12 protein-coding genes and 1 other RNA gene are annotated in these 12,693 nt (G+C 41.8%); 2 read left to right on the forward strand and 11 right to left on the reverse strand.

Annotation, left to right across the window (positions count from 1 at the left end):
* Nucleotides 1-51 precede the first annotated feature (51 nt).
* The 10 genes from QZ998_RS01655 to QZ998_RS01700 all read right to left on the reverse strand — a co-directional run bounded on the left by QZ998_RS01655 (nucleotide 52) and on the right by QZ998_RS01700 (nucleotide 8,124).
* Nucleotides 52-1,497 carry a hypothetical protein gene (locus QZ998_RS01655; RefSeq protein WP_296557495.1) on the reverse strand — a complete coding sequence of 482 codons (1,446 nt, stop codon included), beginning with the start codon at nucleotides 1,495-1,497 and terminating at the stop codon, nucleotides 52-54.
* Nucleotides 1,490-1,927: a DUF4406 domain-containing protein gene (locus QZ998_RS01660; RefSeq protein ID WP_296557497.1), complete on the reverse strand. Its 438-nt coding sequence runs from the start codon at nucleotides 1,925-1,927 to the stop codon at nucleotides 1,490-1,492. Before QZ998_RS01660 ends, QZ998_RS01655 begins: the two co-directional genes overlap by 8 nt.
* Nucleotides 1,914-2,162, reverse strand: coding sequence for a hypothetical protein (locus tag QZ998_RS01665; protein WP_296557499.1), 249 nt, complete (start codon nucleotides 2,160-2,162; stop codon nucleotides 1,914-1,916). Before QZ998_RS01665 ends, QZ998_RS01660 begins: the two co-directional genes overlap by 14 nt.
* Nucleotides 2,155-2,919 (reverse strand): phage antirepressor KilAC domain-containing protein, encoded by a 765-nt coding sequence (locus QZ998_RS01670; RefSeq protein WP_296557500.1) that lies wholly within the window; start codon nucleotides 2,917-2,919, stop codon nucleotides 2,155-2,157. The genes QZ998_RS01665 and QZ998_RS01670 overlap by 8 nt, the downstream gene beginning before the upstream one ends.
* A gap of 99 nt (nucleotides 2,920-3,018) precedes the next feature.
* A complete protein-coding gene (locus QZ998_RS01675; RefSeq protein WP_296557501.1) occupies nucleotides 3,019-5,001 on the reverse strand; it encodes a DNA polymerase in 1,983 nt (660 codons plus the stop codon).
* 279 nt (nucleotides 5,002-5,280) lie between these two features.
* On the reverse strand, nucleotides 5,281-5,850 hold the full coding sequence (locus tag QZ998_RS01680) for a DUF2815 family protein (RefSeq protein ID WP_366512372.1): 570 nt from the start codon (nucleotides 5,848-5,850) through the stop codon (nucleotides 5,281-5,283).
* A 12-nt stretch (nucleotides 5,851-5,862) separates the two neighbouring features.
* The gene (locus QZ998_RS01685; RefSeq protein WP_296557502.1) at nucleotides 5,863-7,029 is read right to left on the reverse strand and encodes a DUF2800 domain-containing protein; all 1,167 of its coding nucleotides are present in this window, start codon (nucleotides 7,027-7,029) and stop codon (nucleotides 5,863-5,865) included.
* Nucleotides 7,029-7,355 (reverse strand): rRNA biogenesis protein rrp5, encoded by a 327-nt coding sequence (locus tag QZ998_RS01690; protein ID WP_296557503.1) that lies wholly within the window; start codon nucleotides 7,353-7,355, stop codon nucleotides 7,029-7,031. Before QZ998_RS01690 ends, QZ998_RS01685 begins: the two co-directional genes overlap by 1 nt.
* Entirely contained in the window at nucleotides 7,330-7,554 is a 225-nt protein-coding gene (locus QZ998_RS01695; protein WP_296557504.1) for a hypothetical protein, read from the reverse strand. The genes QZ998_RS01690 and QZ998_RS01695 overlap by 26 nt, the downstream gene beginning before the upstream one ends.
* Nucleotides 7,555-7,635: 81 nt before the next feature.
* The gene (locus tag QZ998_RS01700) at nucleotides 7,636-8,124 is read right to left on the reverse strand and encodes a sigma-70 family RNA polymerase sigma factor (RefSeq protein WP_296557505.1); all 489 of its coding nucleotides are present in this window, start codon (nucleotides 8,122-8,124) and stop codon (nucleotides 7,636-7,638) included.
* 498 nt (nucleotides 8,125-8,622) lie between these two features.
* Here QZ998_RS01700 and QZ998_RS01705 point away from each other — a divergent pair, with 498 nt between their 5' ends.
* Nucleotides 8,623-11,226, forward strand: coding sequence for an NACHT domain-containing protein (locus QZ998_RS01705; protein ID WP_296557507.1), 2,604 nt, complete (start codon nucleotides 8,623-8,625; stop codon nucleotides 11,224-11,226).
* A 103-nt stretch (nucleotides 11,227-11,329) separates the two neighbouring features.
* A complete protein-coding gene (locus QZ998_RS01710; RefSeq protein ID WP_296557508.1) occupies nucleotides 11,330-12,229 on the forward strand; it encodes an abortive infection family protein in 900 nt (299 codons plus the stop codon).
* A 380-nt stretch (nucleotides 12,230-12,609) separates the two neighbouring features.
* Here QZ998_RS01710 and ssrA read toward each other — a convergent pair.
* Nucleotides 12,610-12,693, reverse strand: a transfer-messenger RNA (tmRNA) gene (ssrA, locus tag QZ998_RS01715); the annotation flags it as partial.

A 12,693-nucleotide genomic window follows, 5' to 3' on the forward strand; every position in this document is an offset into this window, starting at 1 on the left:
GAAGCGTTGCTGGAGGAAGATTTTGCCGACACGGATGACTGGACAACCCGATTAAAATACCAACCCAAAAGCAGTGTGCTGGATAATAGCGTCTGGAATGAAGTGCTGATTCTCCAATCGTTTAGTTCCATCCCATTCCGGGAGTTTATCAAGGTAGTCGCGGATAGGGTGAAAATGCCGGTCATCGGCAACCTTCACAAAACTGACATCGTGGTTTCTACTTGAAAACGAAACATAGCGGACGTCGATTAAAGCTTTTAGCTGTGCTGTATCGGCATCCCTCCAGAATGGATTGCCGCTTGGTCGATCCCATGGAACAGCTCCGGTAATCTGGATCCGGTTGGCCATTTCATTAAATGCAAAATTCGAAAAATCAGGGTCATTATTGAGAATCAGCACTTCATTCCAGACGCTATTATCCAGCACACTGCTTTTGGGTTGGTATTTTAATCGGGTTGTCCAGTCATCCGTGTCGGCAAAATCTTCCTCCAGCAACGCTTCCCGTGCTTTTGAAAGTTCCGATTTCACTGCGTCATCAACCACTGCAAACTCAGCCATTAAACTGAAGGACTTCTTTTCATCCACACCACTGAATTTATGAACACGCACCAGATCAAAGGCATTCAGTTCTTTTTCGCAAGCTGGATCGGTGCTGTGATGGGAATAAGCAAATTTATCATCGTACACCACCACCCCGGCGCTGCTATCAGCCGGGATATAATCATACCGTCCCGGCACCACAGATACTTCATAGACATCACCAAGGAATGTCTCAATGGCTTCTTGGATGCTATAAGCCCGGCAGAAGGCTCCGACTATACCGGCTTTTTCAAGTGGATCCTGCTGGCGACGCTGCTTGTGATCGGAGGCCCTGCTTTCCCGTGAAGAGGTTGGCAGTAGCGAACAGTCACGCCAGTTGGGGTGGATGCTGAGAAATTTGTCCGGATCAAGCCACTCCCCGTCAATACGTTTAAAAATGTACTCCCCGTTTGAAGGGGTGGTGGGCCAATACATCAGCTGATGGGGACGATATGAACATTCGTCAAAACAGTCCATGTTCCACTCTTCGGCAAAATATCTGGTAATGGCCGTGTATTCATCCGGCATCACATCCCGGGTCATGGGAATAATAATCCGGATTCTTGGTGCTTCCGGGGTATGACCATGGGTGGTATAAAGACAGGCGGTATATTTGCACAACATCTCAAATCGCTCAATAAAGTCTTTATCCGCATGGTCGGCATCATGGGTCAGCATCGACCGACAGGCTACCGAATCCCGCTTGCGGCTGCCGTTTTTAAGGCTACCGCCGACAAAACCGCCCTTGTCTTTGGTCCGATCGCGTTCAGTCTTGGGGAGCTTCGGGTATTCTTCAACCGTTTCCGGGGTGCGAACGGTGTGCTCAAGTCTTTGGCATAAATCATCAAAGTTAATTTTCTTGTTTGACCATTTCTTCGCATAGCAGCTGTTGCCGTATGCGATTGGCAACTCACGCATTCTGCTGTCCTCCCTTCGCTTTCCGCCCAAACCATCTGATTTTCTGGTTGCGTTTTGTAGCCACCGCAATCTCCTGTTCCATTCCCCTTGTTACCTGACTCCCAAACACCCACAATTCGTCACACTTGCCCAGCAGTACATAATTCATGAACATCGCCATCTCCCGCTCAGCTGGATTAGCATCATCCATAAACTGCGGGAACAACAGATGGGGCGCCAGAGGAATGCAGTTTCGCTCCAGGGCAAATCGGCAAAATTGTCGAGCGTTCTTGACATTTTGATCCACATCGCCAGAGTACGGCGAACAAACATAAACCAGCGGTTTGTAGTCGACTTTCTTCATAGCCTTTTCTGATTTCATTACGCTGGTCAGTGCGTCATAGGCAGTCGGATCATAATAGCCCTCGCCGTTTTTCTTACTGATGCTCATCGCAACCACCTCCTAAATTTTCTGCCATCACAAGGGCCATAAAAAACTCCACTGTGAAAATGCCCAACTCATCGGTTTCAAGCCACAGCTGGCCATTATCATCGACAAAGCCTCTGATCATCGTCGCTTCAGTCTCTTCCGATTGCATCAGCTTTAGTGGCAACAACCACTCAAGCAGTTCACTTAGGTCAGTCACACTTTTCGTTTCAGTCTGGTTAACTGATTCGTTATTCATAAGCTTCCTCCATTTCCTGTTCAATCAGTGGGATGATACCGTCTGCTTTTAACAGATCATAAATGAATAATCTCCCCTTTTGAGTCCAATAGGTGTGGGGTTTGATATGCTGTTCCCCGTCCGACCCGGCGTAATTGTGAGTTTTAGTGCTGGTGTAGCCTTTTTCAGCATATTTCTGATACAACAACCAGATCTCGCCCTGTTTAAACTGAATTTTTTTGTCGTGAAGATAGCGGTTCATCCATCTGGCAGATTTACCAAAGTCTTTGGCAATGACTGATATTGTGATAAGATCTTTGCAGTTTAACACCACATCGTAGTAACTGACTTTCGGCTTCATCTCGATAATCTGCTGATTCTGGATGGCTACCGTATCCGCCAACTCTGTATTTTTAGATCGCATCAGCGCCATCTGGGAATCGGCAAACTGCAGTGCCCGAGCCATAATTGCTTCCGGACTGTTCCAGGCTTTTTCCAGTTCCAGGAAATACTGGCGACATTTCCTGCCAATTTCACTGCGCTGAATCATGCAGATCTCTTTGGCCATATCCATCGTCAGATGGTGTTCAACTGCAGGTCTTCCACCATTACTTTCCGACAAAAATGTCGAAAAGTCTAAACCCTCGACAAAACCATAATGACACATTCTTGGGAACCACTTATCGTAGGGTGTTTTCACCTGTAGAGTCTCGTGCAAATCCCGGCCGCTTACAGTGGGCCGCTCACTGTCATAACTGATTCTGACTAATTCGTTCATCCGAATTACCTCCTGAAAATAAAATAGACAGAGGTTTAATCACCTCTGCCTATAAGCGAAGAATTCGAATGAATCGAACCCCCAGTATTCGAAAATAATTCATGATTTTTGATAAAAGCTGCATTCATAACCCTCGGTATGAAGCAGCAGTTCCTTAGCCCAAGGCGGTGTTTTTGACATTTGCTCACAAATGGCTGAAAGAGACATGCGCATATCCGCCTCAATAATAATTTCATCGTGAACATGGGCCACAATCAAACAACACCTGAGTCTTGACATGGCTTCAGCCAAAATATCCCGGCTGATTGCCTGGACGATATTCTCAACAAACTTTGGCCCATAACTCTCGATGCGCTCCCACTTCTTTGTACCACCCACCCCTTCATAGGTCACCGATTCCCCGCCAAAACGGTTCTCCCCAATCCGGGGTTTTACATAAGCCAGTTTTCTGCCGGAAGGAAGGGTGATAAACAAAAATCCACTCTGATAAGAAAAGTAAATACCGTGGGTTTCTGTTGGTATTTTTTGTTTGATACATTCTTTAACCGCTCGATCCACCGCCCACCAGAAACGGACGATGTTGGGATTGGCCTGACGCCAGGCATCCACCAGAGGTTTCAGCTCATTTTCCTGCATCCCAGATTCCAACGCTCCCATGGCCTTTAGAGCGCCTACTGATCCGCCGAAACCAAGTCCCAATTCTGCTATCTTCCCTTTCTGCCGGAGATCACTATTTTCGCCATGTTTGACCACATTGCAGTGAAACATTTTACCTGCAGTTGCACAATAGATGTCCCCGTTATCTGCAAAAACATCCATTCTCCAGCTTTCACCCGCCAACCAGGATAAAACTCTTGCTTCAATCGCTGAGAAATCAGCAACAATAAACTTCATGCCATCTCGTGGGACAAATGCGGTCCGAATCAGTTCTGATAGTACTTCCGGCACTGAATTATAAAGCATTGAAAGCGCATCCTCATTTCCGCTTCGAACCAGGGCTCGAGCTTGTTCCAAATCGGGGATGTGATTTTGGGGAAGATTCTGCAGCTGGATCAGGCGGCCCGCCCATCGTCCAGTACGGTTAGCGCCGTAGAATTGAAAGGTTCCTCGAACCCGGCCATCCTCACAAACCGCATGGTGCATGGCCTGATACTTTTTCACCGAGGATTTAGCCAATTGCTGACGCAGCGAAAGCACTTCTGCCAACTGATCCGGAGCCGTTTTTAGCATCTCAGTGACCGCTTTTTTCCCAAGTGTATCGGTTTCCAGTCCCTTATCCGCCAACCAATTTTTCATTTGTTGGACTGAATTAGGGTTATCCAGATTGGTGAGTGCCTGCATCTGTATTGTCAGCTTTTCTCGAGAAAGCTGATCAATGGCAATCGCCTGTTCGGCAAATGTCATATCAAGGGCAATACCCCGGTCATTGATTTCCTGGTCAAGATGATACTCATCCCAAACAAAATCAGGCACAGGGGTCTTAGTCAGTTTTTTCTGAATAGCCATCTCCACCTCAACGTCCCGTCGATTATATTTTTTTAACCGTTCCCATTTTTCACTGTCATGCTCCGGCATATTTCGAGCACGGCCACCGTTGGCTTTGGTACTTTTACATGGTATACAGAAATACCGGATCAGATCTTTTCCTTCCTTCAGCTTCTGATCTTCCAGGCCCAGCACCACACCAACCCCTTCAAGCGACAGTGGCAACCCCATGTAGGCGGACCAGACCATCGAACATCGCCATGCTGATGGATCAAGATAACCCCTGACTGTATCGGCTGTAATACTGTAACTGCAAAAATACTGTGGATAATTACGTCTGAGCCACACCGACAGGCAGACCCGCTCGAACTGACTATTGAAAGCCCATTTGATCACGGCATCATCCACCAGAGCTGCAATCACTTCTGAGGGTATTTCTTCACCATTGGCCAGATCGACTACCTGTGTCTCGCCGCTATCCACCGCATAGCCGAAAAGCAGAATGTCAAAATTTTGCGATTCTGAATATTTGTATACACCAGCCTTTGACAAATCCACATCAGAGAACGACTCAATATCAATAGTTAAATTTTTCATTTCCAAATCTCCGTCCTTATATAAACAAGAGCGGCAGGGATTAATCCCATTGCCGCCCGGTGATGTTTTTTACTACTGTTTCTGCTCGTCTTTCTTCTTTTTTCGTTCGGAACGGATATCGTCACGAATAAAGGTTATAAACATATACGCACTACCGCTCATATAAATAACGGCGAGTCCTATGAATAGAACTGTTAAAATCTGATTAACCATTGTTTTACCTGCTTTCTAAATTTTTCTCTGTTGACCAATTCTCACCATACTGATTATTTGTCCGTTTTAAGCCAGGAAGTCATCATCGTCTTCGGTTGCGAAATCATCCTCAGCTCGTGCTTTTCCGCCAAGATTTTCTCCATCTTTGATCTTTTGCAGGTTGTTTAAGTTGCAGGCAATCCCTTTATTGCCGTTGGTATTGAATGCATAAAAGTTAATACTTGCCCGGCCATAGACGCCACTATAGACTTCAGATCGGTCGATGATTTCCTGGCGATTGACATCCACGATGCCGGGAGCAGTGGTACTGTTGGCATTCAGGAAATAGCAGTTTTCATAGGCGGGATCATCGGGTCTTTCAGTATCGCCATCTCGAAGTGGCGTCTTTAAAACTGATAATGCCGGAACGCTTCTCCCCGTTCCCTTCAATTTAGATTCGCCTTCCTTGTAAGCTGCTTCAATTGCGGCCTTGATTTTTGTCACGGTTTTTGTGTCTGACTTCGGAATGATGAGGCTGACACTGTACTTCGGTGTGCCGCCATTGATGCTCTTTGGCTCCCATACGTTCGCATAACTCCAACGGGTGTCGGATCCGGTAATTACCTTCATGGGATTTACATTTTTTACATTTGACATAATATTGTTCTCCTATTCTTCTATAAAATCATTTTTGGCTGTGTTCATTGCCGATCGCTTGTCGCTCTCCGGCACGAGTGTTGGTTTGCCCTGGGGTCGGCAGATGAGCTGACCGAGAACTTCTTCAAATTGTTTCTTGCCAAGTGCAGATGTCATTGCGGTTATACCCAGCAGTTTCTGCTCATAGGGATTAAACCCGGCTGCAACAGCAGCATCCGCAACTGCCGTTTCATCGATATACTTGCGGTTGGCTCGGCCTTCGACCAGTTTCCATCCCGCCCACTCTTTACCAGAAATTGCGGCTTGTAGGGCAAATGCCTTGATGTCCGATGCCCAGGACACCAGATCATCTACTTTGAGAAGAATCGCTTCAATTTCTTCATCCTCCAGTGTGGCCGGCATCGCAAAATCATAACGGGCCAGTTCCAGGTTGTGTTCGGCACGTTTTCTGCAGGTCGCTTTTGCCTTACAGAAATAGCAGTGTTCTCCAGATTCAAATTCACCGTCGCCTTTATAGGCCAGTCGGGCGGCTGGAGCAAGAACATCGTCGGCCCACTGCAGCAGTTCAGCTTTCGACAACATATAGGTGCTGATGTTTTCCCGTCTCGGCTGGTAAATTATAGTGTTGATGGTGTCAAAATCAAAAATACCATCAAATAACTCGACTGCCCCAAGTGAATAACAGAGCATTTGTGGGTTGTTCTCGGCTTCCACCAGGATTCCTTTTCCGTGCTTATAGTCAATTACGGATAATGTACCGTCGGCGATAATGACACAGTCGCCAGTGCCGAAGCCTGACTCGACCCACCTGCTAAAATCCAGTCGGTGTTCAATTAATACCACCGGATCGGAGCAGGTTTCTTTGGCCTTAGCCACCTGCTCCATTACATAGAGGGCATAATTTTCGGCACAGTTTTCCATTTCCTCATCGTAAAAAGAAAGATCTGCCGTTGGATCCGTTGTTTTCATGCCAAGCATCGATTCCAGTTTAAACTGGCAAAGGCTATGGGCTTCACTTCCCTGTTTTGCGTAGTCACTGCCCTTATCTTCGAAATTTTCACAGAGTCTGGCCGATGGCGGGCATCGGATCCAGCGATGGCTTGATGAAGCTGATAATAAGGCATGGCTCCGATCTGTAGGGTTTGTACCTTGGCCATTAATCACTTGCTGCTTTTTCATCAGATCATCTCCGCATCTTTTAGCAGCGCTGGGTATTTTTGCGGATCGATCTCCGACAGCTTGGATGCCCCGTACTTTGTCAGTAGCTCTCTTACCGCTGCGGTATGGCCCATGCGGGATTTATCAGCAAGTACCGCTCTCACATCTTCCAGTTTGATTTCTGCCAGTGCTTCAAGATTTTCAACGATCGGTTCTTCCGCAGAAACAGCTTGATTTGCCACTTCAACTGGCTCATTTTCCAGCATCGCATCAACAACCGCCTGCAGACTATCTGCCAGGGATCGGACATCGGAAATAACGTCAAGCAGTCGTTTTTTTCGACTCATGGCCTTTACCTCCTCCAATCTGATGGATTTCCACCGTTTCAACCGAATCTCCGGGAGTGAGTACCAGCACATTTACTTTTTCACCAAACAAAAATTTCAGCAATTTGTTCCGAACCTGTACTGACCCACTTTTAATAACGGAAGATTCTCTACCGTCTTGTTGTGCAATACTTATTGACACCTTGTGTTTCAAACTCATTATTTTGTCGCTCCTTTCCGGGAATGTTAATCATTCCTCTGTCCATATGCGAAAACTAAGGGGGATTCGAACCCCCTATTTTTAGATTTTTTTTCGGAGATTGTTAAATATCTTTTTGAGTCTATTTCGAATCGCCGCTTCACTGACTCCTTCCTCGGCTGCAATATCAACGTAGGTGCGGCCTTCATAAAACACTTTTCGAATTAAAGCTTTTTGCTGCGGCTGCAGGGTATCAATCGCTGATCTTAATTTTGCCAACCGATCTTCATACTCATTTGCGTCGATTGACTGAATGAGGCTCTCCATCGGGTTGGGTTCCGGGTCAATCAGATAGGGATTACGGTCGGTGGCGTCTTCATTACTCGCATCCTGGTAAGATTCGAGATGAACCGGAGTATGGTAATCTTCTCTACGACTAGCATCAACCTCGTTATCATCCCATTCGTGGAGCGTATTAATTAGGACATTGCTTACTCCATCTTCGCCGGGAATTATTTCAATTTTCATCCCTCTGGCTGGATAATAAGTGTAGCTGAGCCGATTCTTCTCTGGGGTTTTAAACTTTCTCATTAAAGTTTCCTCGTCTTTCCCCTGGATGGTTTGGGCGACAAGGATACAAAAAGAGCCGATGCACTGGTACGCACCGACTCCGATACCTAAAAATGGCATAGTAAAGCACGGTGGGTACATCAGTAACTTGTCCACAGCTAAGCTGTGTTCAAGACTCTTGATGTATCCCGCCGCCTTAATGCGCATCTCAGGCTTTGAGATAAATTTTTATGAGAAGATTCATTCTCTGGATTTTTTCGTTCATGACAAAATTTAACTTGTCAAACTATTTATTATTTTTTCGAGTGTAAATTTCTGCAGTTTTGAATTTTTTTACTTTTTTGTGATATAATAGTTTCAAAAATGTGTTAATTTACACTTTTTCATTTGATAAAATAAAAAATCCTCAGAGATTTTTCTTCTCTAAGGATTAATTTATAGTTAATTAAGTAAGTTTCAACAGTTAATGAAGTTAATAAATTTAATATGGTTAATAATTTGTGAAATGAGGGTTATTCAATGACAAAATACGAAAATCAGCGCCTTTGTGGTGGTACCTTTTTCGTGCTTTTACAACAAGCAAAAAAACAACGCACTAGTCAACGCAAAAAAATCGGTGGAGATACTGATGGTCTCTCTGAGCCTGAAATGCTGACCCAACTAATACGTGTTGCATATCCAGAATATAAAGAAGCCACTAAAGATTCATTTAAAACGATTACATCAAGCTATAAAACATGCCGTATTGCATCTGGTGCCTACTTGCCATTTAAAAAATTAGACATTCAATCAGCATTTGACGTTCAAATAAAAAATCACTATGCTCAATCTTTGATTTCAATGTCCAAATTTACAAATTTTTTTATAGATGTCAATCACAGGGGCAATTGGCTAGTGGTTGCATTACTTGAATTGATCGAATCTGATAATAGTATTAGTGATGATGATTTGTTTTATATTGAAGATAATGTGGTGCCTATCAACAAAAAAGCAATGCTCAAAATGACAGATATCAAATTTCAATCTTTTCTTCTTGGTTTATGGCATTTTATTGTTACTAAACGGCCTGATAACAATGTTGGTCGAGATACATTTAACAGTTGGCATGAAGCAGGAAATACTAAAAGAGCACCTCGAAAATTTATAAGCGACATAGGTAACAAGTCTAATAGAACAATTAGACTTCAAATTCTTGATCATTCGAATGAAAGAAAACTGTTTGAAATACCCTCTACTGGTTTAAATCAACACTTGAAGTATAAATTAAAAGGGAATACTATGTCTGCTGAAATACTGAAACCGACTGAAGATTTTTCAATTTATTTGCAGAACACATATGATAAATATAGTTGCATAAAAACTCTCTTATATAGTGATCAGCCTAGAAAGTTCTATGATTTTTATGTTTGTAATAACGTTTATCAAAAAATCAATTCTTCACAAAATACCTATCTGCAAAAATATATTTTTAATACCACTATTAATGATCTTATTGATTATTCTAATTTCATCATCCTTTCGGGAACCGGTGGTCTGGGCAAATCTATGATGATGAGACACTTGCTGTTGGATGCTATAAAAAATTACGAAAAAATCAATCGTATTCCAATTTTCATTTCCCTGAAAGATTTCAGTGAAAACATTGAAAACTTTGTTGAATATATTTATGCGCTATTCAATTCACTTGATGGTGAGATTGATATTTCAAAGTTTGAAGAGCTTCTCTGTAACGGAGACCTTATTCTGTTATTTGATGGTTTGGATGAAATAAATTCTTCATTAAGAGAGCATTTCGAACGTAATTTTAGCACTTTTTCAGACAAGTATTCAAAAAATATGTTTGTGATATCCTCGCGACCTTTTGGAAATTTTGTTTCATTTAACCGCTTTACAGTGCTGCACCTTGAGGCATTTTCAAAAGTCCAAGCCTTAGAATTAATAGATAAATTGGATTTCAGATCTGATGAACCAGCGATTAAAACAAATTTCAGAAATGAGTTGAATAACTCATTATACTGGAGTCACCGTGAATTTACTCAAAACCCACTCCTCTTGACCATTATGCTTTTAACATATGAATTGTTTGCAGAAGTTCCATCAAAAATGCATGTATTTTATCATGAAGCTTATCTTGCTTTATCACAAAAACACGATGCTAGCAAGGGCGCTTTCAAAAGAGCCTTAAAAACAGGGTTAACTTCTGATAGATTTTCTGATAATTTTGCAGAATTTTGTGCAAGAACATACCGCGATGAAAAATTTGAACTTACCGATATTGAATTTACAAAGTATTTTGAAGCCCTTGCAGAACGCAAAAAAGATGTGATTCAATTCGATGTAACTGACTTTATTCACGATCTGGTTTCAAATATGTGTCTCATGTATTACGAAAGTGGAAAATATCATTTTACTCACAGATCATTCCAAGAATATTTTTGTGCATTGTTTTTTTCTAAACAGAAAGATAAAAACTTGCAACATATTGGAGCCTTTTTTGATAGTAAACACATCGGAACTTTCGGAACTTATGGAGACAAAACTTTTTATATGCTATATGATATGATCCCTGAAAAAGTTGAAGAATATATCTTCATTCCATTTCTTACGAATCTTTTTAATGAATGTGATAATGGTAATGGATATTGGACATTCTTGGAGAACATGTATCCGGTTATTAGCTATGAATCTGGTTTTGTGCCTGATTCTTATGAAAACACATCTTCGTCTTTTATGTACAATTTTATCGTTCAGAGTAAAAATTTGCATGAAATTGTTGACACCAGCGATTTCCCTTTTTATGAAGAATTCATTACCGATGAATACGGTTATTACAATGAAAATTGGCTCTATGAATTTGAACCCGAATCGTGGGTGCTATCAGATCTTAATGACATTGAGTTGGAATACAAACGTGAATTTGGCGTTCCTGATATTGAGGGCTATTATTTAGATTTTAGTATTAAAGGTATTCTCGAACAAAAAGAATCTTATCTTGAATTACTAAATGTTTTGAACGATGACGAATTTGCTCTAAAAAAAGAATATAATAATGTACGAAAGTACCTTGGAAAACTAATAAAAGAACAAACAGCAACAGGCAAAGATTTATTTGATTTCTTTTGACATTTTAAATACGACCTTGTGAAAAAATCTCAGATTTTTCTGACAAATTATGAAAATTACTGATCAGTAAAAGAGTTTAAGAAAGTTGAAGATGGTGAATATCATGCAAAAAGAAATCAATCTATATGGATTGTTGAAAACAAAGGAAATCATTGCAATTCTTGATGGTGACACAAAATATGGTGACTATGAATTTGATGATGGCACGATTATAACTGTTGCCATGCCATATCTCAGCGGACCCGTCCTTTGTAGCATTTCTACGCTATTTGGTTTACCAAAGTCCTATACTTGGGGCGGTGCGAATTTAAGTCGGTGGGAATACCTTGACAACTTATTAGAACTCTGCATTAAACAAAACCGTTGTTCAGATTTATTATCGTATTTATTTTCCAAGAAGCAATTTTCAAAAATACTATCGGGGCACGGTGCTGATGAAATCGAGAAGGCTTACAAACATATCACCGAGACAATTATTCAAAAAATCAGTGGATTATTGTACTTTGGCGGAAATGAATTAACAGTTATTGGCAACCAATTTGTTATTCGAAAAATTGGCAGTAAAGCTATAGTTCAGGCCCCAAAAATTAAGTCGATCGACCGTGAGTACATTAAAAGTATATCCGACCGTGCTATGCAGGACGTGGAACATGGAAATTTTGATAGTGCAATCACAAAATCCAGAACTCTACTTGAAGAATCATTTTGCTATGTTATCGAAAAGAAAAATGACATGCCGTCAGATAACGGTGATATTTTAAAATTGTATAAACAGGTCAGAATACTTTATAATATGCATACTGATCCAGGAGCAGACAAAAGAATTAACACACTTCTTTCTGGGTTAAACAATATTGTTTCCGCTATTGCAGAAATGCGGAATAAGGATAGCGATGCACACGGTGTTGGTGCAAACCGGATTGCTATCGATGAACACCATGCACGTCTACTTGTAAATTCGGCAATGACGATGGCAGATTTTATATTATCTGTTGAAACATAAGCGAAAAGAGCGAACTGAGTCTAGTTGTAATTTTACAAAGTCGCAAATCTCATCAAATTACTTCGAAAAAATGCTTTTGTGTGGACATTATTTCTTCTCTTCGAAGCGTATCCACACATGACCAATTTTCGCAAATCCACCCAGTAAGAGATCTCAAAATGCACACCCCTTTTTAAAAATGCACCCTTTTGCACACCCCTACTCTTATCCAAAACTTTTCTACATTTGACCGAGCACTCTAAATTTAGACAACCAACTTTTTTATTTTTTTAAATTTTTGTCAGCTCTCAAACCCCATTCTAAAGCCATTTCTAACAAAAAATACAAAAGCCACCTCATCACAAAGCGGCCTTTATTGTATCAAAATCTATATTCTTATTTGGTGGAGGCGGTGGGAGTCGAACCCACGTCCGAAAATCCATTCACAGGAGCTTCTCCGAGTGCAGTCATTGTTTATTTTCTTA

This window comes from uncultured Acetobacterium sp., assembly GCF_927416815.1.
Lineage (GTDB): Bacteria > Bacillota > Clostridia > Eubacteriales > Eubacteriaceae > Acetobacterium.